This is a genomic window from Ruegeria sp. YTSC003 (assembly GCF_059609785.1).
On the sequence record NZ_JBXWMK010000007.1, the window covers coordinates 241,681 to 263,935 of the forward strand.

The following is a 22,255-nucleotide window of genomic DNA, read 5'->3' on the forward strand; positions in this document are numbered from 1 at the left end:
CAGGTGCAGCATTTTCGCCAGAGTCTGTTTCGAACTAGCCCAAAATACCCGGCAGGCGCAGCCCATGGGCCCGCGCGCAATCCTTGGCAATGTCGTACCCTGCATCCGCATGGCGCCAGACGCCCGAGGCCGGGTCGTTCCAGAGAACCCTTTCCAACCGCCGCGCGGCATCTTCGGTGCCATCGGCACAAATCACAACACCCGCATGTTGGCTAAAGCCCATCCCGACGCCACCACCGTGATGCAGAGACACCCATGTCGCCCCGCTCGCCGTATTGATCAGCGCATTCAGCAACGGCCAGTCGCTGACCGCATCCGAGCCATCCAGCATCGCCTCAGTCTCGCGGTTGGGGCTGGCCACAGACCCCGAGTCCAAATGGTCGCGTCCGATCACCACCGGCGCCTTTAGCTCACCATTGGCGACCATCTCATTGAACGCCAGCCCAGCGCGGTGCCGGTCACCCAATCCAATCCAGCAGATACGCGCAGGAAGACCCTGAAACGCGATCCGCTCTTGCGCCATGTCGATCCAGCGATGCAGGTGCTCATTCTCGGGGAACAGTTCCTTCATCTTGGCATCGGTTTTGTAGATGTCCTCGGGGTCGCCCGACAGAGCACACCAGCGGAACGGGCCGATGCCTTTGCAAAACAGCGGGCGGATATAGGCGGGTACAAAGCCGGGGAAGGCAAAGGCGTTCTCCAGCCCCTCATCCTGCGCGACCTGCCGGATGTTATTGCCGTAATCCAGCGTTGGAACGTCCGCGTTCCAGAAATCCACCATCGCCGCGACATGCTGCTTCATTGAAGCGCGAGCGGCTTTTTCCACCGCTTTAGGGTCTGTTTCACGCTTCTCGCGCCATTCGCCCATGGTCCAACCCAATGGCAGATAGCCGTTGATCGGATCATGCGCGCTGGTTTGGTCGGTGACGATATCGGGACGCATCCCGCCCGCCTGCATCCGGGCGTAGATCTCGGGGAAAACCTCTGCCGCATTGCCCAGCAGACCAACCGACTTCGCTTCGCCAGCCTTGGTCCAGCGGTCAATCATCTCCAGCGCTTCGTCCAGCGTTTCGGCCTTTTCGTCGAGGTATTTGGTCCGTAGGCGGAAATCGATGCTGTCCGGGTTACACTCAACAGCCAGACATGAGGCGCCTGCGAACACGGCCGCCAGCGGTTGCGCGCCGCCCATTCCACCCAGACCTCCGGTCAGAATCCACTTGCCTGTCAGGTCACCGTCGTAGTGCTGACGCCCTGCCTCGGCAAAGGTCTCATAGGTGCCCTGAACGATACCCTGCGTGCCGATATAAATCCACGAGCCAGCGGTCATCTGGCCGTACATCATCAGGCCCTTCTTATCGAGCTCGTTGAAGTGATCCCAGGTCGCCCAATGTGGAACGAGGTTGGAATTGGCGATCAGCACCCGCGGCGAATCCTTATGCGTGCGGATGATCGCGACCGGCTTGCCCGACTGAACGATCAGCGTTTCGTCTTCCTCTAAATCCTTCAGACCGGCAACAATAGTGTCGAAATCTTCCCACGTGCGGGCCGCGCGACCGATACCACCGTAGACCACCAACTCATGCGGGTTCTCGGCAACATCCGGGTGCAGGTTGTTCATCAGCATCCGCAGCGGGGCCTCGGTTACCCAGCTTTTGGCGTTCAACTCGGGGCCGGTCGGTGGATAGATGTCGCGGGTGTTTTTGCGCGGATCGCTCATTTCTGGGCTCCTTGTCTGGTCAATGCGCCCGAGAGGGCAAGATCGTTGAGGCGGGTCAGCATGGTTTTTAAATGGGGGCGCAGTTTCGCAGCGCGGTCCTCGCGCCATGTCCACGGGGGTGTCTCGTCCATGTAAGCCCGCTGCGCGATCTCCATCTGGATGGCGTGTATGCCATCAGAAGGGCGACCATAGTGGCGGGTGGTCCATCCCCCGCGAAACCGGCCATTCAGGACCGAAGTGAACCCTTGGGCCTTGCTCGCCACGTCGTGCGCGGCTTGCTCAATGGCCGTGTCACACGTCAGCCCATCATTGGTTCCAGTGTTGAACACCGGCAATTCGCCTTCGAACAAAAACGGGATCAGTGACCGGATCGAGTGGCAGTCAAACAGGATCGCCACGCCGTGCCGATCCCGCACGCGGTTCAGTTCATCCTTCAGGGCAGCGTGATAAGGCGCGTGGTATTTACGCCGTCGACCTTCGACCTCATCCTCGGACGGTGATTGCCCGTCATTCCAGATCTGCTGCCCGTCGAAGTCGGTCAGAGGCACAAGGGTGGTGGTATTCTGGCCGGGATATAGCGAGGCTCCGAATGGATCACGATTGGCGTCGATGACATAGCGATGAACATGCGACTGCACGACCGTGATATCGTCCAATATTCCTTCATAGAGCCTGTTTATGTGCCAGTCGGTATCGGCCAAACCGCGCCCGTTGTCATTCAGGCGGGCCTTTATTTCGTCTGGCACATAAGTTCCGCCATGAGGCTGGCCCAGCACAATGGGACCGTCCCCGCGCTGCACGCTGAACACCTGCATCAGAACAGCCCCGGCATCTGGGCACCCACTGCCCCAAGGATGTCACCCTCAGCCACCAAGCACTTGGATGTTTCCAGATCGGGTGCCAAATAGCGGTCTTCGTTCAGTGTTGGTATCTCTGCCCGTACTCTGTGCATGACGCGTTGCAATGGTCCGCTGGTTGCCAGCGGTGCGCGGAACTCCACCCCCTGAGCGGCGCAAAGCAACTCAACACCAAGAATGTAGTTCAGGTTTTCGACCATCCGCGTCAGACGCCGCGCACCATGTGCAGCCATCGACACGTGATCCTCCTGGTTGGCCGAGGTCGGTGTGCTGTCGGTCACGCAAGGATTGGCAAGGTGTTTGTTCTCGCTCATCAAGGCGGCGGTCGTGACTTCGGCAATCATCAGGCCCGAGTTCAACCCGGGATCAGGTGTCAGGAACGGCGGCAGATCAAAGCTGAGCGTCGGGTCGACCATCAAGGCAATGCGCCGCTGCGCAATCGCGCCGACCTCGGACACAGCCAGCGCGATCATGTCTGCGGCAAAGCCAACCGGTTCGGCATGAAAGTTTCCACCTGAAACGATGGCACCCGCCTCAGTCAGAACCAGCGGGTTGTCGGTGGCCGCGTTCGCCTCGATCTCAAGCGTGGTGGCCGCTTGGCGCATGACGTCCATGGCCGCGCCGGTGACCTGCGGCTGACAGCGGATGCAATAAGGGTCCTGAACGCGCGTGTCGCCATCCCGGTGGCTTTCGCGGATCTCGGACCCGGCCAGTGTGGCCCGCATGGCGCTGGCGGCTTCGGTCTGGCCGCGGTGCCCACGCAGGGTATGGATTTCGGGCTGCAAGGGCGCAGTCGACCCCATGATCGCATCCGTCGACAGGGCCGAGATTACCAGCGCGCTTTGCGCTGCACGCCAGGCTTCGAACAGACCGGCCAGCGCGAATGCAGTCGAGAATTGCGTGCCGTTGATAAAGGCAAGCCCTTCCTTCGGACCGAGTTGAATAGGCTCTAATCCAACTGATTTTAGCGCTTCTCCGCCTGACAGGATGGTTCCGTCAACCTCGGCTTTCCCAGCGCCGATGACTACGGCTGTCATATGCGCCAGGGGCGCGAGATCGCCCGAGGCCCCGACCGACCCCTGCGCGGGAATAACCGGGGTCACGCCCTTGGCCAGCATCTGCTGCAACAGGTCGATCAGCTCCCAACGCACGCCCGATGCTCCGCGTCCAAAAGACAACAGCTTTAGCGTCATCATCAACCGGGTGACACGCCGAGGCACGGCAGAACCAACGCCGCAGCAATGGCTAAGGATCAGGTTGCGCTGAAGGGTCGAAGTATCCTTGGCCGCGATCTTGTGGCTGGCCAGCTTTCCGAACCCGGTGTTAACGCCATAAACCGGGTCTTCCCCGGCCGCAGCTTCGAGAATGCGTTTGGCTGCAGCTTCCACCTTGGGTTTGCACCCGTCATCCAGCGATACTGCGGGCTGCGACCAATACACTTCGGATAGATCCGACAGTGTAACCTGTCCGGGCACAAGCGACAGCGTCTTCATTACAAACCTCCGAAAATGCGGGTGTGCAGCGGGTTGAAGCCGATCCGATAGGACAGCTCGGCTGGGTGCGTGATGTCCCATACCGTCAGGTCTGCGCGTTTGCCTTCAGTTATTGTGCCAGTGTCGGTCAGGCCCAAGGCTTGCGCCGCATTGCGGGTCACGCCAGCCAATGCCTCTTCCGGCGTCAAGCGGAACAAGGTGCACGCCATATTCATGGTCAGCAGAAGCGACGTCAGAGGGGACGAGCCGGGGTTGCAATCCGTCGCCAGCGCAATCGGCACCCCATACTGGCGCAGCAGTTCAACCGGCGGCGCCTGCGTTTCGTGCAGCGTATAGAACGCCCCCGGCAGCAGCACGCCCACGGTTCCGGCTTGTGCCATGGCGGCCACGCCAGCCTCGTCCAGATATTCGATATGATCTGCCGACAACGCCCCGTACGAAGCCGCCAAGGCTGCCCCTCCGAGGTTCGAAAGCTGCTCTGCATGCAACTTGACCGGAAGGTTCAATTCTTTCGCCACATCAAAGACCTTAGCGATCTGAGACGGATCAAAGGCGATCCCCTCGCAAAAGCCATCAACGGCATCCACCAGACCCTCTTCATGCGCCAAACGCAGAGTCGGGATGCACACATCGCGAATGTAGGCATCGGCGCGACCCGGAAACTCAGGCGGTACCGCATGTGCTCCTAGAAAACTTGTTTTCACTCGCACCGGGCGCACTTCGCCGATCCGGCGCGCGGCGTGCAGCATCTTGAGCTCTGTGTCGGTGTCCAGGCCATAGCCCGATTTGACCTCGATGCACGACACGCCCTCGGCCAACAGGGCGTCCACTCGGGTCAGGGCATCCTCTAACAGGGCCTCTTCGCTGGCCGAACGAGTCGCTGTGACCGTCGACAGAATTCCACCACCTGCGCGCGCAATCTCTTCATATGAGGCACCATTCAGGCGCATTTCGAACTCGACCGCCCGGTTGCCACCAAAGACGACATGGGTGTGGGCGTCGATTGGCGCCGGCGTTATCAGCCGGTCGCCATAGTCCACGGTCGGCCAGTCAGAATAGTCAGCAGGCAGCGCATTCCGTGGTCCAATCCAGGCAACATTCTCACCATCAACAGCAAGTGCCGCGTCCTGAACCATCCCATAACGTTCGGCGCCATCGTCCATGGTCGCCACCCGCGTGCTCAAAAGGACAGATTTTTTGGCCATATCGATTCTTTTGGGCTCCCTTTGTCGTTAGATTTTTCGTATACGTATAAAAGTTTAAAGTCTACACAAAATGGAAATGCGATGACCATCCACGCAAAAACGGCGTTATTAGGCTCTCATTGGGTCAGTAACTTGCGGGTAGAAATCGCGCGCGGTCAGATCCAAAGCCTGGAAACACAAGCGACCGCGCGATCCGGAGACACACAGGTTGATGTCTTGCTGCCAGCCTTGGGAAACCTGCACAGCCACGCCTTTCAGCGCGCGATGGCCGGTATGACAGAAGTGCGCGCCGCCGGGCGCGAGAGCTTTTGGACCTGGCGCACCTTGATGTACCGGTTCCTGGACAGATTGACGCCGGATCACGTAGAGGCCATTGCCGCTTTGGTCTATTTGGAGATGCAAGAGGCCGGATATTCCTCGGTCGGTGAGTTTCACTATGTCCATCATCAGCCGGGCGGCGGGCGCTACGACCACGTGTCGGAACTGAGCCAGCGCATATTTGCCGCAGCCACCCAAACTGGAATCGGGCTGACGCACCTTCCGGTTCTCTACACCTACGGCGGTGTCGAACAACAACCCTTGGCTGGCGGTCAGCTGCGCTTTGGCAATTCTGTGGATCAGTTTCTGAACCTGGTCGAGGAATGCCGTTTGGCCCTACCGCATGCGGATTCTGTGATCGGTATCGCCCCGCATTCTCTGCGGGCAACATCGCCTGACGATTTGCGCGAGCTTCTGAATGCCACTTCTGATGGTCCCGTCCACATCCACATCGCCGAACAGCTAAAGGAAGTGGCCGATGTAGAGGCCGCGCTGGGACAGCGGCCGGTCGAGTGGCTGCTGGACCATGTCGACGTCGATGACCGGTGGTGCCTTATCCACGCAACTCATATGACCGATGCCGAAACGCGCGCCGTTGCGCGCTCGGGCGCCGTAGCCGGGTTGTGCCCGATTACCGAGGCGAATTTAGGCGACGGTATTTTCAACGGTGCAGTTTATGTCGAAGAAGGTGGTCGCTTTGGCGTGGGATCAGACTCTAACGTGAGGATTTCTCTGCCTGAGGAACTGCGGACTTTGGAATATTCCCAACGCCTGCGGGACCATGCGCGGACGGTTTTGGTCAAAAATGAAGGCTCAGTCGGTCAGGCGTTGTATACAGGGGCCGCACAAGGGGGCGCGCAGGCATTGGGACGAAATGCCGGGGAAATCGCAGTCGGCAAGCTGGCCGACCTTGTTGCGATCGACCGATCTCACCCCACGATCTGCGCACTGACTGACGAACAGGTGCTTGACGGGCTGTGCTTTGCAGCCCCGGACGGGTTGGTGACGGATCTTTGGTCAGCGGGGCGTCACATGGTGCAACAAGGCCTCCACATCGATCGGGACCGGATCGTTCCCTCGTACCGGTCGGCGATTGCTGATCTATTGGCCGACGTCTAAACGAACCTATTCAGGTAACCAGAGGCACCATGACCCAACCGAACGAAACCACCAGCTACAGGGACATCAAGGAAACCGTACTGGCGCGCATTCGGTCTGGTGAGTGGCAGCCGGATACGCTGCTGCCCAACGAACAGGATCTTGCCGTCGAATTCTCGTGCACCAGAACGACCGTGAACCGCGCAATGCGAGAGCTGGCGGACGAAGGATTTCTGGAGCGTCGCCGCAAAGCCGGTACACGGGTTCTAAGCGCGCCGCAAAGGCAGGCCCGATTCACGATCCCCAAAGTGCGGGACGAGGTTGAGGCGTTGGGCGGAGTCTATCGTTACGCGCTGGTCTCGTCAGTTGCCGGGCAAGCGCCCGATTGGCTGTCCGCAAGACTGGCGCTAAAACCGGACCAACACGTGATGCACGTGCGCTGCATGCACTTTAACGGCAACACACCTTTTCAGTACGAAGACAGATGGATCGTCATAGACTCGGTTCCGCAGGTGGTGAATGCGGACTTCGCCTCAATAGGCCCGAATGAATGGCTTATACAGACCGTTCCCTTCACCAATGTCGAGCTGAGCTTCCTGGCCAGTCGCGCCGATGAATCGGTGGCCGCGTTCCTGGACCTGCCCATAGGTGAGCCGGTGTTTACGGGCGAGCGGATCACATGGCTTGAGGGCCAGCCTGTCACCTTTGCAAAGATGTACTTCGCCGCGGGGTACCGAATGACCACTCAGTTCTGAGTTGACCACGATTTCCGCTTTACCGTGCCTCTAATCCACGCCAGATTCGGGGCAATCTGGTCCTGCGAGAAGGAAGTATGGGATGGGTAACCCGCTCTATGATCGGTTGTTTGGTATCCATGCGGGCAAGGATACGCCGTTTCTTCACCTGCCTGACGGCCAAACCATTACCCATGCAGCCTTTCTGGACATGGCGTCGCGCATAGCAAACGCGTTGAACGGGTACGAGCTTGAGCCCGGAGACCGAGTTGCTGTTCAGGTGGAAAAGTCACCAGAAGCGCTGGCGCTCTACGCGGCTTGCGCCCAAACCGGATTGATTTTTTTGCCGTTGAACACGGCCTACACATCCGGCGAGCTTAGCTATTTCATCGAAAACAGTGGGGCTGCGCTGGTGGTTTGCGATGCCGCCAAACAAGCGGAACTGACGCCCATCGCCGAGGCGCAAAACGCAAGGTTAGAGACGCTCAACGCTGACGGCTCGGGCAGTCTGATGCGGCGGGCTTTGGGCATGCTTCCTGCTTTCGGACCGGTTAAGCGGACAGAGAATGATCTTGCCGCGTTCCTATATACGTCTGGCACGACCGGGCGCTCCAAAGGTGCGATGCTGACTCAAGCCAACCTGCTGTCCAACGCCGAGACCCTGGTGGACGAATGGCGGTTTACGCAGGATGATGTGCTGCTGCACGCCTTGCCGATCTTTCATACCCATGGGCTGTTTGTAGCGACGAACGTTATTCTGGCCTCGGGCGGATCGATGATCTTTTTGCCGAAGTTTGATCTGGATGACATTCTGCGCCTGATGCCCAATGCGACCTCGATAATGGGCGTGCCGACCTTCTATACCCGATTGCTGGCGGATGATCGGTTCACCGGTGATCTGGCGCAGCACATGAGGCTGTTCATCTCGGGTTCAGCCCCGCTGCTGGCCGAAACGCATGAACGGTTCGAAGACCGAACCGGACACCGCATCCTTGAACGCTATGGTATGACGGAAACCAATATGAACACCTCGAACCCGTATGACGGTGAACGTCGCGCAGGAACTGTCGGGTTCCCGCTGCCGGGTGTCGAACTAAAGGTAACCAACCCTGAAACCGGCGAGGCATTACCGCAAGACGAGATAGGAATGATCGAAGTGCGCGGACCAAACGTCTTCGAAGGTTATTGGCAAATGCCCGAAAAAACCGCTGCGGAATTGCGCGAAGACGGGTTCTTTATCACCGGTGATCTCGGACGCGTGGACGTGGATGGTTACGTACACATCGTGGGTCGCTGCAAGGACCTGATCATTTCGGGCGGGTTCAACATCTACCCCAAGGAGGTCGAGCTGGTTCTGGATGGCCAGCCCGGCGTGCTTGAAAGCGCCGTGATTGGCGTACCACACGCTGACTTCGGCGAAACCGTTCTGGGTATTCTGGTTGCAGAACCGGGCCGAGCGCTTGACCTTGATGCCATCATGGCCAGCGTTCAGAACCAACTGGCGCGGTTCAAACATCCCAGCAAACTGATTGTGCTGAATGAACTGCCCCGAAACACCATGGGGAAAGTGCAAAAGAACGCCTTGCGCGAGCTTTACAAAGATATGTTTACCGCGGATTAGGCTCTAACGGGACTCGACCGGCATCAGTCAGCAACCAGCACTGACGCCCTTCGAACACAGCTGTGGCTAGTGGTCGACTATAGCCTGCCCCTGCGTCCAGATTGACGCGATTTCCGTAATGCTCGGCCCGGTCCACCGGAGTATGCCCATGCACAATCAGCCAGGGGTACGCACGTGCATCGTGCAGGAACTCCTGGCGTATCCAAACCAGATCATCCTCGGATTGCTGCGCCAAAGGGACACCGGGCCGGATGCCAGCGTGAACGAACAAAAGCTCACCCTCTTGGTGATAGGTCGGCAGAGCATTGATAAAGTCTAGATGTGCCGGCGGCACAGCGGCGCAGGCCCGTTCGTGAACCTGAAAGATCCGGTCATTGTCCGTGACCTCGACACCGTAAGATGCCAGCGTCTCCTGACCACCAAGCCGGGGATTCAGCCAGTTCAAAGTAATCGGCAACTGCTTGTCTGCAATCTCGCAATCCTGCACGAAACGGACCATCATTCGGTCGTGGTTGCCTTTGACCATAACCCAGTTTCGCCCGGCGCGTTGGCCTTCGATCAGCAGATCCAGCACCTCGCGGCTGTTCGGGCCACGATCCACGTAGTCCCCCAGAAAGACAACCCGCGCATCCGGCCCGCCATCCGCCTCGATAAGGGATAGCGCGTTTTGCAGCATGCCCAGTTGCCCATGGATATCGCCGACCGCGTAAATTGGGATGCTCAAAACGTTGCCTCTTGGAATATGTCAGACACTTTGTGCAACAACTCGGTTGCAGAAAAAAGACAATGCCCGCACAAATTTTGCACGGGCATCGCTATGGTCACAATCTTCGGGCCAAAACTCAGGCCACGTCAAATTCCAGCGGCTTGATCTGAGTGAACAACCCAGTTTCCGCCAGTTTCGCGCGCGCTTCGGCGGGAACCGGCTCGTCCACATAAAGGAGCGCAATCGCTTCTCCGCCCGCCTCGGCACGGCCCAGAGTAAAGTTAGCGATGTTTACGTTGTTCTCGCCCATGGTCTGACCCAGCGCACCGATGATACCCGGAACGTCTTCGTTGGTAGTATAGAGCATGTGGGCACCGACCTCGGCATCGATATTGATGCCTTTGATCTGGATAAAGCGCGGCTTGCCATCGCTGAAAACCGTACCCCCGATTGAGCGTTCGCGCTTGTCGGTTACCACAGTCACCTTGATGTAGCCGTCAAAGACACCGGTCTTGTCCTGATTGGTGGTCGACAGCTGAATCCCGCGCTCTTTCGCTACAACCGGGGCCGACACCATGTTCACTTCCGGGTTGAACTTTTTCATGATCCCGGCAACCACGGCGCAGTTCAGGGCAGCCAGGTTCATCTCAGCCGCGACGCCATCATACAGGATGTTGATTGCCTTAACTGGTTCATCGGTCATCTGACCAATGAAACTGCCCAGGTGACCGGCCAGCTTAATCCATGGACCCATGATCTTGGCTTCTTCTGCAGTGACGCTGGGCATGTTCAGCGCGTTTTCCACCGCACCAGTCAGCAGATAGTTCGAGATCTGTTCAGCCACCTGCAGGGCAACATTTTCCTGTGCCTCGGTCGTTGCAGCGCCAAGGTGTGGCGTGCAGACGACGTTCGGCAAGTTGAACAGCGGGTTGTCCTTTGCCGGTTCTTCTTTGAAAACATCAAACGCGGCCCCTGCGACATGCCCGGATTGCAGCATCTCGGCCAGTGCCTCTTCGTCGACCAGACCACCACGGGCGCAGTTGACGATGCGCACGCCAGGCTTGGTCTTGGCCAGGTTTTCGCGGCTCAGGATATTACGGGTCTGGTCTGTCAGCGGTACGTGCAGGGTGATGAAATCGGCGCGGGCCAGCAATTCGTCCAGCTCGACCTTTTCGACGCCCATCTTGGCGGCTTTCTCTTCGCCCAGATAGGGATCGTAGGCGACGACTTTCATCTTCAGGCCCAGCGCGCGTTCACAGACGATGCCGCCAATGTTGCCCGCGCCAATTACGCCGAGGGTCTTGTTGGTCAGCTCGATGCCCATGAATTTGGACTTTTCCCATTTGCCTGCATGCGTCGAAGTGCTGGCCTCGGGGATCTGGCGCGCAACGGCGAACATCATCGCAATTGCGTGTTCGGCGGTGGTGATCATGTTGCCAAACGGCGTGTTCATGACGATCACACCCTTTTTCGACGCCGCATCCTTATCGACATTATCGGTGCCGATACCGGCGCGGCCGATGACCTTCAGATTGTCGGCTTTTTCCAGCAGCGTCGGCGTGACCTTTGTGGCCGAGCGGATAGCCAGACCGTCATACTGGCCAATCAGCTCGGCCAGCTTGTCCTTGTCCTTGCCCAGGTCGGGCATGAAATCCACGTCGATGCCGCGGTCGCGGAAGATCTGCACGGCGGTTTCGCTGAGTTTGTCGGATACGAGTACTTTGGGGGCCATGTTTGAGGTCCTTGAATTTCATGAAAAATCCGGGCCTGAAACGGCCCGGTAAAAAGGGTCAGGCGGCTTCTGTCTGCGCCGCGATCTCAGCCTCAAAGGCCCATGTCAGCCAAGGCAACATCGCCTCGATATCCGAGGTTTCAACCGTGCCACCGCACCAGATGCGCAGGCCTGCGGGTGCGTCTCGGTAGGCACCGATATCCAATGCGATATTCTCAGCCTCAAGCCGCTTGGCCACAGCTTTGGCGAATGTCGCACCGTCCTGAATGCGTGTGTCGGTGAACTTCAGGCAGACCGAAGTGTTCGACTGTGTCGCCGCATCCTCTGCCAGATTGGCGATCCAGTCGTTTTGGTCGCAGAACGCGTGAACCGCACCGGCATTGGCATTCGCACGGGCGATCAGGCCCTGCAGGCCACCAACCGAACGTGCCCAGTCCAGCGCAAAAAGGTAATCTTCAACCGCCAACATCGAGGGCGTGTTGATCGTTGCACCGGTAAAGATACCGTCGATCAGCTTGCCGCCCTTGGTCAGGCGGAAAATCTTGGGCAGCGGCCATGAGGGGGTGTAGCTCTCCAGCCGCTCCACCGCGCGGGGGCTCAGGATCAACATCCCGTGCGCCGCTTCACCACCCAACACTTTTTGCCAGCTGAACGTAGTCACATCCAGCTTATCCCACGGTAGGTCCATCGCAAACGCGGCCGAGGTTGCGTCACAGATCGTCAGGCCCTGACGATCATCCGCGATCCAGTCGCCATTGGGAACCCGGACGCCCGAGGTGGTGCCGTTCCATGTAAAGACAACGTCATTGGCAAAATCAACCGAGGCCAGATCAACGAGCTGACCATAATCCGCCGTCTTCACCTCGGCGTCGATCTTCAGCTGCTTGACTACGTCGGTCACCCAGCCAGAGCCAAAGCTTTCCCAGGCCAGCATCTCAACCTTGCGTTCGCCCAGCAACGACCACAGAGCCATCTCAACCGCACCAGTGTCCGAAGCGGGAACGATACCGATCTTGTAGTCTGCCGGAATGCCCAGCACTTCGCGCGTGCCTTCGATGGCCGCCTTCAGCTTGTCCTTGCCGACGGCGGCACGGTGCGACCGGCCCAGCGCGGCATCGGCCAATTTGGTCAGATCAAATGTGGGGGGTTTGGCGCAGGGGCCCGAGGAAAAACGCGGATTGGCCGGCCGCGTCGCCGGTTGTTCAGTGCTCATGTGTATTACCCTTCCAGATACACGCCCCTCGTTGGGGAGGGGTGTCCCACGGACAGAGCTATTGCGTCGCAAAACGCTCAGCAAGCGGAAAAGACGCATCGGGTGCCAAAAACGACACCCGATTATGTGCGTATCTGGAACGCAGGTTTCCTATCGGCATCAAGACGAGAGGCGCACTGTTTCTCCGGTTTCCAATGCCTGTTGCGCTGCCAAACCGATGCGCACGGCCCAAAGGCCATCGTTCAGAGTCACGTCAGGTTGTGCCTTTTCGCCTCGTAGCACAGCTAAGAACCCCTGATGTTGGTAGAAAGTCGAACCATTGTGGTCCCCGGCGGCCAACAGGCGCGGATCGACGGGGATCTCTTTGGTGACCGGACCTTTTGGGGCACGTGGGCTGACGATGATCTGCGGGACCGGCGGCGTGCCAAGATGTTCCGGCCAGAACCGCCCCGGCCCTGGCACCAACGCTTCGATCTTGGCGTCCGGCCCAACGGCCGAGATTTCCTCCTGATATCGGGACCCTTCCGCAAACATGCACAGCTCTAGCATCGCACGCGCGCCCGAGGCGAAGTCCACGATGACATAGCCATGGTCAAGGATATCGGGCGTTTCGCCCTCGTAGTCCTCATCCAGATGGTTAACCGCCTGCCCGCCGCTGGCTGTAACGCGAACCGGATCGGATTGCAGGATCAAACGCATCAGGTCGAAGAAATGGCAGCACTTCTCGACAAATGTTCCGCCGGTATTCCGGTTGAACCGGTTCCAGTTCCCGACTTTTTCCAGAAACGGAAACCGATGCTCGCGGATCGACAGCATCTTAACGCCGCCCGTGGCCTCAGCCTCTGCAATCAGCGCAGCAATGGGCGGCATATAGCGGTATTCCATCGCAACCCAGATCGGGTGCGGATAATCACGCTGCAGCGCCTCAAGCCGCACCGCATCCACCGGATCTGTGAAAAGAGGTTTCTCTACCAACAACGGCAACGGGCGCGTCCGGGCAATCTCTTCGATCTGATCCACATGCAGGTGGTTGGGGCTAACGATGACGACGCAGTCCAGATCGTCGACCGCAAGCAATTCTTCGACCGAAGACACCATCATCGCGTCAGGCGCAATCGCCTGAGCAGCCTTCGCCATCTCAGCGTCAGGCTCAAAGATCGCTGAAACGCGCGTGTCGTCCAGCAGGGCAATATTGTGCAGGTGTTCCTGCCCCATCATACCGCATCCGATCAGCCCGTAGTGAATGGTCCGGGTCATGCGCAGTTCCTTTTACTTCAGTCGTTGGACATAGGTGGCTCGATCCGGGTCGAACCATGTTTTTGAAAACTCAACCGGTTCGGGTTTTTCCGACCAGCTGAACCGTTCGATGTAGCCAACCGTATCTCCGGCTGGCCTGGTGAAATCAGGCGGCGTCCAACCCGGCAACGTCCCGAGGGAAACCCTGTCTTCAGCACGCGTGATCCAGAACCCCAACTGGTGCTGGTAGTACCGATAAAGCGAGTCAGACAGCAGCTGTCGATCAATCAAACCAGCAGACTCATCCAGCCAGATTTCTTCAACCGCGATAATTGTATCATTCAGGTAGCGCATTCGGCGCACCCGCGAGCCCATGTCCGACGAACCAAATCGCGGCAAATCTGCGGGCTTGTTCAGATGGTCAACTGACAGGATATCCGCCCGCGGCAACCCGCCACCCTCGGGCAATTCCAAACGAAACATTGCATAGACGCTGTTCTGCGTTCCGGTCTCGCGTACATAATTGCCCGAACCCTGAATACGCTCCAGCATCCCCTTTTTCTCAAGCTCGGCGAGCGATTTTCGCAGAGTACCGACTGAAACTTTCAATTCCGCAGCAAGGTCTCGTTCGGGCGGCAAGCGCTCGCCATCGATCAGGCGACCGGCAGCGATGTCGCGGATCAAAAGCTCGGCAATCTGAACATAAACCGGCAGGGCGTTCGGGTTTCGGTTGGCTGACGACATCTTTTGGCGCTTCACTCGGTCGCAGGAAAAATTGATACACCATTGATCTACATCAATGTGATTGCTACGCAAGAGGAAAGTCACAGTCGCTTGGAGAACGAATCAGATGACCATCGTCCCCATCACCTCACCCGATCTGGATGCGGCCGAGGTTTCGTGGTTTGCGGCGCTGTGCTCGGACGACTACCAGTTTCTTGGAATGCCCGACGGTGATCTGCGATCCAGCTGGGACCACTGCTCGGGCATCGTGAAAGAGGCCGAGGCGCAAGGGTTCAGAAATATCCTCTGCCCGTCGTCCTATCAGGTGGGGCAAGACACGTTGAGCTTTGTCGCCGGCTGCGCGCCGATCACCGACAAGATCAACATGTTGGCCGCTGTGCGTTGCGGCGAGATGCAACCCATCATGCTGGCCCGCACTATCGCGACACTGGATCACATGCTGCAGGGACGGCTAACGGTCAATATCATCTCGTCCGATTTCCCCGGCGAGAAAGCCGACAGCGCCTATCGCTATCAGCGTTCGCGCGAAGTGGTGGAAATCCTGAAACAGGCGTGGACACAGGACGAGATCAATCATGCCGGTGAGGTCTATAACTTCTCAGGGCTCACAACCGACCCGGCGAAGCCATATCAGACAGGTGGCCCACTGCTGTATTTCGGTGGTTATTCCCCATCCGCTCTGGATCTGTGTGGCGAGCATTGCGACGTCTACCTGATGTGGCCCGAAACCAAGGATCAACTGGCCGAACGGATGAAAGCCGTCCACGCGGTTGCCGAGAACTACAACCGCACACTCGATTACGGCCTGCGCGTGCACATGATCGTCCGCGATACCGAGGTCGAAGCGCAGGAATACGCCGACTACATCGTCTCGAAACTGGATGACGAATACGGTCGCGCCATCCGTGAGCGTGCTTTGGATTCGACATCACTGGGCGTCGCGCATCAGGCCAAGAACCGCGATCTGGCGGATGAGTATGGCTATGTCGAACCCGGCCTTTGGACCGGCGTTGGCCGCGCGCGATCCGGGTGCGGTGCCGCTCTTGTCGGATCGACCGATCAGGTCATGTCCAAGATCGAGGAATATCAAAAGATGGGCATCCGCGCCTTCATCTTCTCGGGATACCCACACATGGACGAAGCTCGCCATTTTGGCAGCCGTGTTATGCCTAATCTGAAAACCTGTTCCCTTCCCGAAGCCTACGGAAGGGTCCCTGCAAATACCCCGGCCACGCCGCTGGGCAACGGAGTTCGTCGCTGATGCAACGTGTGAAACTATCTGACTCGCTGGATATGAGCCGCCTTGTCTATGGCATGTGGCGACTGGGCGACGACGACGACACTTCGACGGGTCATGTCGAAGCCAAGATTCAGGCCTGTCTGGATCAGGGCATCACCACCTTCGATCAGGCCGATATCTATGGCGGCTACGCGGCCGAGGCTGTTCTGGGCAACGCCTTACGCGCAAATCCAGGCCTACGCCAGCGGATGGAAATCGTCACCAAATGTGACATCGTCGCGCCGATGGGTCGGTATGCGGACGCCAAGTGCAAATACTATGACACCTCGCGCGCGCATATCCTGAAATCGGTTGAGACATCGCTGTCCGAAATGGCCATCAATCATATCGACCTGCTGCTGATTCACCGCCCCGATCCATTCATGGATCATCACGAAACAGGTGCCGCGCTGGACGAAGTTGTCGCCAGTGGCAAGGTCGGCGCGGTTGGCGTGTCCAATTTCCGCCCTTGGGACTGGAACTTGCTGCAATCGGCGATGAAAACCCAATTGGTGACCAACCAGATCGAGATTTCTCTGGGCGAAATCGGCCCCTTCACCAACGGTGATCTGGCGTTTCATCAGCAGCATGGCCAGCCTGTGATGGCGTGGTCACCCTTGGGTGGCGGGTTGCTGATGGCTGGAAACCCTCCGGTCGGGGTTGTAGCGGACGAAGTCGCCGAGGAATTCGGCGTGGATCGCGCCGCCGTGGCGGTGGCGTTTCTTCTGGCCCACCCTGCAGGCATTCTTCCGGTCTTGGGCACCAACAATCTGGACCGGATCAAGCGCATCTCTGACGCGCTGAAAATCAATCTGGATCGCGAGAGCTGGTACCGCCTGTATGAGGCGGCACTGGGGCATGAGGTACCATGATGAATGCAATCTCAAAGGACATGACCCGCACATTCGTTCCCCACAGGGACGATACCCGAACCTTGCGCGACGCATTTGGTCGTTTTGCCACCGGTGTCACCGTTGTCACCTGCGACAGCACAGACGGGCCGGTCTGCATCACCGCCAACAGTTTCTCGTCCCTTTCGCTGGACCCACCACTTGTCATGTGGGCAGGCGATCGCAACTCGCGCCGGTTCCGTTATTTCCAAGAAGCACGGCATTTCAGTGTTCACGTCCTTTCAGCAGAACAGGCCGAGCTTTGCTTTGGATGCTCGAAAGACGCGTTCGCACTTCAGGACATCGACCACGAGCGCTGTGAAAACGGAACCCCGCTACTGCCCGATTGTCTGGCCCGTTTCGAATGTGAGCAACACGCTTATCACGACGCTGGCGACCACGTTATCGTTATTGGAAAGGTCCTGCGTGCCAGTATGGCGGAAGGAGACGCATTGACCTTCTACGCCGGAAAGCTCGGCCAATTCGCGCACCAGTAAGCGCGGAATAACTGTCGCGGTGGAAACCCGCGGCTGAAAAGGGAGGATCCGCATGGGCGGATTGACGTCGGTGCTTGCGCCGATCGCGTTTGTGAATGAAACCGTGCTGCGATTGGGCCGCGCGGTTGGAGTCGTTGCGATTGCGCTTATGGTGATCGCGATCCTGATCCAGGTGTTTTTCAGATACGTTCTGGGCAACGCGCTGCCCTGGCCGGATGAGGCTGCGCGGTTCTGTATGTTATGGATGACTGGCCTGATGGCCCCTACGGCATTTCGGCGTGGCGGGTTCGTCGCCATCGACATGGTGCCCCTGATGTTGCCGCGTGGGATCGGGCAAACCCTGAATATCCTGCTTCTTTTGGTTTCGCTGGCCGTACTGCTGGTCGCCGTCAATATCGGTTGGTCCGAGGTGACCGGGTTTGGCGGCAAATTCGCGACAGCGGCGCTGTATCTGCCAACGTCCTTTGGATTTGACGAGTGGTATCGCATCCCGCGCAGCTGGATGATGGCATCGCTGCTGGTTGGCGTCATCCTGCTGATCTCAGTCAATATCGAGCTGATCTTGCGCGCCGTCGTAACCCTGTTGGGCGGCGGACATCTGCTGCCAGAGATTGCCGATGCACCCGTGGGGGCCGAATAAATGTTGATATGGTTCCTACCCACATTTCTGGTGTTCCTGCTGATCGGCCTGCCGGTCTTTTTCGCTTTGCTGGCCGCGCCCGGCATTCTGCTATGGCTGAACGGTCAGACCAACGACATCACGCTGCTCTATCGCAATGTCTATAACGGCATGGACAGCTTTCCGCTGATGGCCATCCCCTTCTTCATGCTGGCCGGAGAGTTGATGAACCGCGGCGGCATCACAATCCGTCTGGTTGAGTTCAGCCAAGCCCTGATGGGCCATTTTCGGGGCGGTCTGGCGCATGTAAATGTGCTGAGTTCGATCCTGTTTGCCGGGCTGTCAGGCTCAGCCGTGGCCGATACGTCGGCGCTGGGTTCAATGCTGATCCCAGCGATGGAAAAACAGGGCTATACCCGCAAGTTCGCCGCCGCGATCACGGCGGCCAGTTCGGTGATCGGCCCGATCATCCCGCCCTCGGGTATTATGATCATCTATGCCTATGTCATGGGTGAAAGCGTTGCCGCTCTGTTTCTGGCCGGCATCGTGCCCGGCGTGATGGTCGGCGTCGGCCTGATGCTGATGATCAAGGTTATGGCTGACAAGTACGACTTTCCCGTCGCCAGCCGGAAATACACGTGGGGCGAGCGCCGACAGGCCAGCCTTAAAGCGTTCTTCCCCCTGCTGACGCCTGTCATCATTCTGGGCGGTATTCTGGGTGGTATCTTCACCCCAACCGAGGCCGCGGCGGTCGCCGTCGGCTATGCGTTCCTCATCGGCTTTTTTGTCCTGCGCACGCTGACGCTGAAAGAGGTGCCTGAAATTCTCAGCAATGCGGGTCTGACCTCGGCCGTCGTTTTGTTGCTGGTCGGCGCGGCGATGGCCTTCAAAACCGTGGTCAGCCTCAGCCATGCGCCTGAACAACTGGCCGAGTTGATCCTCAGCCTTTCGGAAAACCCACTGATCCTTCTGTTCCTGATCAACCTGTTGCTGTTTGTCGTCGGCATGTTCCTGGACGCAGGTCCCGCGATCATCATCCTTGGCCCGATCCTGGCCCCGATCTTTACCAGCCTTGGCGTCGATCCGATCCACTTTGCCATCATCATGAGCGTCAACCTGACCGTGGGCCTTGCGACACCGCCTATGGGGTTGGTCCTGTTTGTGGCCGCCGCCGTGTCGCGCGAAAAAGTTGAAACCATCGCCAAGGCAATCCTGCCATTCCTGGCCGTCGAAATCATAGTGATCTTTCTGATCACCTATATCCCCGCACTATCCATGACGATCCCACGCATAACGGGATTTGCAAACTGACTGAGTATCACAGGGAGGAAACGCATGCTCGGAAGATTTATCAAAACAGCAGCCTTAGCGACATCGCTGGTTGCCGCAACCGCCATCGCGGCAACTGCAGCTGACTACACGCTGCGCGCGACTGCAAACTCTAATGAAAACGATGAAGATTATGACGGCCTGATCGTCTTCAAGAACTATGTCGAAGCGGCCTCAAACGGCGCGATCGAGGTGGAGCTGTTCATTGGTACGCAACTCTGTTCGAATGGCGCCGAATGCCTGCAGGGTGTGGCTGATGGCACAATCGACATCTACATCTCCACCTCTGGTGGCGCGTCGGGCATCTTCCCATATGTGCAGGTTCTCGACCTGCCCTACCTGATGGCGGATGACCGCGTGGCCGAGCGTGTACTATCTGGTGATTTCACCCGCACAATGCGCGAGATGGCGCTGGAGGATTCCGGCGGTGCGATCCGCCTGATGACCATCGGCAATACCGGTGGCTGGCGGAACTTCGCGAACACGCAACGCCGGATCGCAGAACCTGCCGACATGGAAGGCCTGAAAATCCGCACCGTGGTCGCCGACCTGCCTCAGGAACTGGTCAAGGCTCTGGGCGCGTCGCCCACCCCGATCCCGTGGCCGGAACTGTTCACCAGTTTCCAGACTGGCGTTGTTGAGGGATCCAAGAACGGCATCACCGACATCATGGGCATGAAGTTCCCGGATGCGGGCCTGCAATACGTCACGCTGGACGGCCACGCCTACATGGGTGCACTGTGGTGGATGAATAATGCCAAGTTCCAGGAGATGCCCGAAGAACTGCGCCGTGTTGTGGTGGATGGGTTCTATGCCCTGCAGCAAGCGACCTTTGCATCGCCCAAGCGCAAGTCGATCCAGGCCTATGAAGATTTCGTCGCAGGTGGTGGTGATCTGTACGTTCCAACTCCCGAACAGAAAGCCGCGTTCAAAGACGCAGCAACACCGGTTTACGAGTGGTTCCAGTCCAACGTGGCCCGTGGGGATGAGATCTTTGCCGCGCTGACCGAGGCCGTGTCCATCGCCGAAGGCGAGATCAATGCGTCGCGCGATGCGGACCTGAATTAATCGATTGTGGGTCGGGCCTTATGGCCCGGCCCTTTTACCGAAACGGGTACATCCACCCTTTGTAGTCGTTGACCAGAACATGCGCTTTTTCGATCTGCTCCGGCGACATTTTCTTGACTACTTCCTCAAGGCTGATTGCCGCATCGGGATCGCCGCCAATGGCGCTGAGTGTGTACCACATATAAGCCCGCACCAAATCAGGCGCGGGCATGCCAAGGCCCAACTCATAGTACCAGCCAACGCCGGACTGCGCCCCCGGATGCCCTTTCATCGAGGCGCGCAAATACCATTCAAACGCCCTTTCATAGTCTTGCTCGACGCCCAGCCCAAGGCCGTACATCACGCCAATCAGTTCCTCTGCCTCGGCATTGCCCGATCGGGCGGCTGGCCAAAGCTCCTCGCGCGCGGCCTCGAACGCGCCGGCCTCCATCATATCACGGGCCTGCTCCAGTTCGGCCAGCGCCGGGGTCGCAAGACAGCAAAGGGCAAATACAAACTCGCGCATGGGGCTGCTTTCCTTTTCGTCGGTGCGGCGGCGGCGCAGGACTTACCGCGCCCGCTGACCGATGATGATTTCATCCCCTTTGATATGGAACAGGCCACCATCGGTCATCAACTGTTTTACGATCCGATCCTGTCCGGCAATCGGAACATCACCTGCGCCCATTGCCATCACCCGAATTTCGGCACGTCCGATGGATTGTCGCTGGGCATTGGCGAAGGCGGTCAAGGCTTGGGACCCGACCGCACTCCGGGCACCGGAGCCGACAAGATTCGAAAACGTATCCCCCGAAATTCTCCGGGCCTTTGGAATCTTGGGGCAAAGGACATTCACACCCTGTTCCACGATGGCCGCCTGAGTATTTCGGATGATTATGGCAATGGCTTCAACTCGCCTGCACAGGAATGGTTGCCCGAGGGGCTGAATTCACTGCTGGCCGCGCAGGCGCTTTTCCCGCTGACTTCGCAGTTCGAAATGGCGGGTAACGTGGCCGAGAACCAGGTCACTGGGGCCGTGCATGACCGGATCGACAAAGGCTGGCCAATATTGGCCAAACGCGTCCGTACCGATCCTCGTTACGGCCCGGCCATCATGGCCGCGTATGATGATGTTGAAACGACCGAAGACATCTCGATCACACAGATCGCCAACGCGTTGGCCGCCTTCATGGCCATTGAATGGCGCAGCACTGACAGCCCGTTTGATCGATATTTAGCCGGGGACACCAATGCCCTGTCGCCGGAACAAGTGAATGGGATGGATTTATTCTACGGCAAAGCCCGTTGTTCGGCCTGCCATTCTGGCCCGCTGATGTCCGATCAGGAGTTTCACGCTCTGGCCCTGCCGCCCTTTGGTCCCGGCCGCACCCGGCAGTGGGACCCTTATGTCAGGGACGTTGGACGTATGGGCGAAAGTGACCGGCTAGAGGATGCCTATCGCTTCCGCACTCCGATGCTGCGCAACGTGGCCCTGACCGCACCTTACGGCCACAACGGAGCCTTCCCGGATCTCGAAAGCATGATCCGCCATCATTTGGACCCTGTAGCAAGTTTCGCAAATTGGACACCCGAGACGGCAGCACTGCCCAACGTACCATGGCTACAAAAGGCAGATTTCCTTGTACGGCACGACCGATTTGAAATGCAGCGTGTACGCAGCAAAATCGACATTACCCCGCTGGAATTGTCTGAAGATGAGATCAACAGCCTCGTCGAATTTCTGCATGCCCTTACCGGTACCAGCGTGGACACACCGCCATTTGGCGTGCCCGTTGGCTTCACACCCTAGGATAAACCCCCGCTTTGAAACGGGGGCTCCAAATTTACTCAGCGGCTTCTTCGTATGCGTCCATTGGGGGGCATGTGCAGATTAGGTTTCTGTCGCCATATGCGTTGTCG

General features: G+C 58.4%; 20 protein-coding genes. 10 read left to right on the plus strand and 10 right to left on the minus strand.

From position 1 onward, the window contains the following. Positions 1 to 34 precede the first annotated feature (34 nt). From hutU to hutI, 4 genes are read right to left on the minus strand one after another with little or no spacing between them, the layout of a single operon-like run. The gene (gene hutU, locus AC2FFH_RS15030) at positions 35 to 1,717 is read right to left on the minus strand and encodes a urocanate hydratase (RefSeq protein ID WP_496706463.1); all 1,683 of its coding nucleotides are present in this window, start codon (positions 1,715 to 1,717) and stop codon (positions 35 to 37) included. Beyond that, positions 1,714 to 2,532, minus strand: coding sequence for an N-formylglutamate deformylase (hutG, locus tag AC2FFH_RS15035; RefSeq protein ID WP_496844694.1), 819 nt, complete (start codon positions 2,530 to 2,532; stop codon positions 1,714 to 1,716). Before hutG ends, hutU begins: the two co-directional genes overlap by 4 nt. Further along, entirely contained in the window at positions 2,532 to 4,067 is a 1,536-nt protein-coding gene (hutH, locus tag AC2FFH_RS15040; RefSeq protein ID WP_496844695.1) for a histidine ammonia-lyase, read from the minus strand. Before hutH ends, hutG begins: the two co-directional genes overlap by 1 nt. Beyond that, positions 4,067 to 5,272: an imidazolonepropionase gene (gene hutI / locus AC2FFH_RS15045; RefSeq protein WP_496844696.1), complete on the minus strand. Its 1,206-nt coding sequence runs from the start codon at positions 5,270 to 5,272 to the stop codon at positions 4,067 to 4,069. The genes hutH and hutI overlap by 1 nt, the downstream gene beginning before the upstream one ends. Before the next feature lie 81 nt (positions 5,273 to 5,353). Here hutI and AC2FFH_RS15050 point away from each other — a divergent pair, with 81 nt between their 5' ends. The 3 genes from AC2FFH_RS15050 to AC2FFH_RS15060 all read left to right on the plus strand — a co-directional run bounded on the left by AC2FFH_RS15050 (position 5,354) and on the right by AC2FFH_RS15060 (position 9,043). Further along, complete coding sequence (locus tag AC2FFH_RS15050; protein WP_496844697.1) at positions 5,354 to 6,709, plus strand: formimidoylglutamate deiminase; 1,356 nt, start codon at positions 5,354 to 5,356, stop codon at positions 6,707 to 6,709. Between the two features lie 29 nt (positions 6,710 to 6,738). Then, entirely contained in the window at positions 6,739 to 7,443 is a 705-nt protein-coding gene (gene hutC / locus AC2FFH_RS15055; protein ID WP_496768679.1) for a histidine utilization transcriptional repressor HutC, read from the plus strand. An 82-nt stretch (positions 7,444 to 7,525) separates the two neighbouring features. After that, entirely contained in the window at positions 7,526 to 9,043 is a 1,518-nt protein-coding gene (locus tag AC2FFH_RS15060) for a malonate--CoA ligase (RefSeq protein ID WP_496844699.1), read from the plus strand. Here AC2FFH_RS15060 and AC2FFH_RS15065 read toward each other — a convergent pair. The 5 genes from AC2FFH_RS15065 to AC2FFH_RS15085 form a co-directional block, all read right to left on the minus strand. After that, positions 9,030 to 9,767, minus strand: a complete 738-nt coding sequence (locus AC2FFH_RS15065) for a metallophosphoesterase family protein (protein WP_496844700.1) — start codon at positions 9,765 to 9,767, stop codon at positions 9,030 to 9,032. The two genes, AC2FFH_RS15060 and AC2FFH_RS15065, sit on opposite strands and share 14 nt — an antisense overlap. A 118-nt stretch (positions 9,768 to 9,885) precedes the next feature. Next, positions 9,886 to 11,481 carry a phosphoglycerate dehydrogenase gene (serA, locus tag AC2FFH_RS15070; RefSeq protein ID WP_496726497.1) on the minus strand — a complete coding sequence of 532 codons (1,596 nt, stop codon included), beginning with the start codon at positions 11,479 to 11,481 and terminating at the stop codon, positions 9,886 to 9,888. 58 nt (positions 11,482 to 11,539) lie between these two features. After that, positions 11,540 to 12,694: a phosphoserine transaminase gene (locus AC2FFH_RS15075; RefSeq protein WP_496844701.1), complete on the minus strand. Its 1,155-nt coding sequence runs from the start codon at positions 12,692 to 12,694 to the stop codon at positions 11,540 to 11,542. A 159-nt stretch (positions 12,695 to 12,853) separates the two neighbouring features. Continuing rightward, positions 12,854 to 13,951, minus strand: coding sequence for a Gfo/Idh/MocA family protein (locus tag AC2FFH_RS15080; protein WP_496844702.1), 1,098 nt, complete (start codon positions 13,949 to 13,951; stop codon positions 12,854 to 12,856). A gap of 12 nt (positions 13,952 to 13,963) precedes the next feature. After that, complete coding sequence (locus AC2FFH_RS15085) at positions 13,964 to 14,674, minus strand: GntR family transcriptional regulator (RefSeq protein ID WP_496768690.1); 711 nt, start codon at positions 14,672 to 14,674, stop codon at positions 13,964 to 13,966. A 106-nt stretch (positions 14,675 to 14,780) separates the two neighbouring features. On the opposite strand from AC2FFH_RS15085, the gene AC2FFH_RS15090 reads away from it, so the two are divergent. The 6 genes from AC2FFH_RS15090 to AC2FFH_RS15115 are packed head-to-tail and all read left to right on the plus strand — an operon-like array spanning position 14,781 to position 20,356. Continuing rightward, positions 14,781 to 15,935, plus strand: a complete 1,155-nt coding sequence (locus AC2FFH_RS15090; RefSeq protein ID WP_496779480.1) for an LLM class flavin-dependent oxidoreductase — start codon at positions 14,781 to 14,783, stop codon at positions 15,933 to 15,935. After that, positions 15,935 to 16,825 carry an aldo/keto reductase gene (locus AC2FFH_RS15095; RefSeq protein WP_496768694.1) on the plus strand — a complete coding sequence of 297 codons (891 nt, stop codon included), beginning with the start codon at positions 15,935 to 15,937 and terminating at the stop codon, positions 16,823 to 16,825. Before AC2FFH_RS15090 ends, AC2FFH_RS15095 begins: the two co-directional genes overlap by 1 nt. Continuing rightward, the gene (locus AC2FFH_RS15100) at positions 16,822 to 17,340 is read left to right on the plus strand and encodes a flavin reductase family protein (protein WP_496739315.1); all 519 of its coding nucleotides are present in this window, start codon (positions 16,822 to 16,824) and stop codon (positions 17,338 to 17,340) included. Before AC2FFH_RS15095 ends, AC2FFH_RS15100 begins: the two co-directional genes overlap by 4 nt. Before the next feature lie 52 nt (positions 17,341 to 17,392). Next, a complete protein-coding gene (locus tag AC2FFH_RS15105) occupies positions 17,393 to 17,980 on the plus strand; it encodes a TRAP transporter small permease (protein WP_170563750.1) in 588 nt (195 codons plus the stop codon). Beyond that, on the plus strand, positions 17,981 to 19,270 hold the full coding sequence (locus AC2FFH_RS15110; protein ID WP_496768697.1) for a TRAP transporter large permease: 1,290 nt from the start codon (positions 17,981 to 17,983) through the stop codon (positions 19,268 to 19,270). A 24-nt stretch (positions 19,271 to 19,294) separates the two neighbouring features. Beyond that, positions 19,295 to 20,356, plus strand: coding sequence for a TRAP transporter substrate-binding protein (locus AC2FFH_RS15115; protein WP_058272641.1), 1,062 nt, complete (start codon positions 19,295 to 19,297; stop codon positions 20,354 to 20,356). Between the two features lie 34 nt (positions 20,357 to 20,390). On the opposite strand, the gene AC2FFH_RS15120 is transcribed toward AC2FFH_RS15115, so the two are convergent. Then, the gene (locus AC2FFH_RS15120) at positions 20,391 to 20,861 is read right to left on the minus strand and encodes a tetratricopeptide repeat protein (RefSeq protein ID WP_496844704.1); all 471 of its coding nucleotides are present in this window, start codon (positions 20,859 to 20,861) and stop codon (positions 20,391 to 20,393) included. 84 nt (positions 20,862 to 20,945) lie between these two features. Here AC2FFH_RS15120 and AC2FFH_RS15125 point away from each other — a divergent pair, with 84 nt between their 5' ends. Next, a complete protein-coding gene (locus AC2FFH_RS15125; protein ID WP_496844705.1) occupies positions 20,946 to 22,145 on the plus strand; it encodes a cytochrome-c peroxidase in 1,200 nt (399 codons plus the stop codon). Positions 22,146 to 22,255: the final 110 nt, after the last annotated feature.

What these genes read in the sequence shown, in the direction of transcription:
- AC2FFH_RS15120 (WP_496844704.1), bottom strand. Translation starts at nt 20,861, where the DNA reads ATGCGCGAGTTTGTATTTGCCCTTTGCTGTCTTGCGACCCCGGCGCTG.
- hutU (WP_496706463.1), bottom strand. Translation starts at nt 1,717, where the DNA reads ATGAGCGATCCGCGCAAAAACACCCGCGACATCTATCCACCGACCGGC.
- hutC (WP_496768679.1), top strand. Translation starts at nt 6,739, where the DNA reads ATGACCCAACCGAACGAAACCACCAGCTACAGGGACATCAAGGAAACC.
- AC2FFH_RS15115 (WP_058272641.1), top strand. Translation starts at nt 19,295, where the DNA reads ATGCTCGGAAGATTTATCAAAACAGCAGCCTTAGCGACATCGCTGGTT.
- AC2FFH_RS15050 (WP_496844697.1), top strand. Translation starts at nt 5,354, where the DNA reads ATGACCATCCACGCAAAAACGGCGTTATTAGGCTCTCATTGGGTCAGT.
- AC2FFH_RS15090 (WP_496779480.1), top strand. Translation starts at nt 14,781, where the DNA reads ATGACCATCGTCCCCATCACCTCACCCGATCTGGATGCGGCCGAGGTT.
- AC2FFH_RS15105 (WP_170563750.1), top strand. Translation starts at nt 17,393, where the DNA reads ATGGGCGGATTGACGTCGGTGCTTGCGCCGATCGCGTTTGTGAATGAA.
- AC2FFH_RS15125 (WP_496844705.1), top strand. Translation starts at nt 20,946, where the DNA reads ATGGAACAGGCCACCATCGGTCATCAACTGTTTTACGATCCGATCCTG.
- hutH (WP_496844695.1), bottom strand. Translation starts at nt 4,067, where the DNA reads ATGAAGACGCTGTCGCTTGTGCCCGGACAGGTTACACTGTCGGATCTA.
- AC2FFH_RS15060 (WP_496844699.1), top strand. Translation starts at nt 7,526, where the DNA reads ATGGGTAACCCGCTCTATGATCGGTTGTTTGGTATCCATGCGGGCAAG.
- AC2FFH_RS15080 (WP_496844702.1), bottom strand. Translation starts at nt 13,951, where the DNA reads ATGACCCGGACCATTCACTACGGGCTGATCGGATGCGGTATGATGGGG.
- AC2FFH_RS15095 (WP_496768694.1), top strand. Translation starts at nt 15,935, where the DNA reads ATGCAACGTGTGAAACTATCTGACTCGCTGGATATGAGCCGCCTTGTC.
- hutG (WP_496844694.1), bottom strand. Translation starts at nt 2,532, where the DNA reads ATGCAGGTGTTCAGCGTGCAGCGCGGGGACGGTCCCATTGTGCTGGGC.
- hutI (WP_496844696.1), bottom strand. Translation starts at nt 5,272, where the DNA reads ATGGCCAAAAAATCTGTCCTTTTGAGCACGCGGGTGGCGACCATGGAC.
- AC2FFH_RS15110 (WP_496768697.1), top strand. Translation starts at nt 17,981, where the DNA reads ATGTTGATATGGTTCCTACCCACATTTCTGGTGTTCCTGCTGATCGGC.
- AC2FFH_RS15075 (WP_496844701.1), bottom strand. Translation starts at nt 12,694, where the DNA reads ATGAGCACTGAACAACCGGCGACGCGGCCGGCCAATCCGCGTTTTTCC.
- AC2FFH_RS15100 (WP_496739315.1), top strand. Translation starts at nt 16,822, where the DNA reads ATGATGAATGCAATCTCAAAGGACATGACCCGCACATTCGTTCCCCAC.
- AC2FFH_RS15085 (WP_496768690.1), bottom strand. Translation starts at nt 14,674, where the DNA reads ATGTCGTCAGCCAACCGAAACCCGAACGCCCTGCCGGTTTATGTTCAG.
- serA (WP_496726497.1), bottom strand. Translation starts at nt 11,481, where the DNA reads ATGGCCCCCAAAGTACTCGTATCCGACAAACTCAGCGAAACCGCCGTG.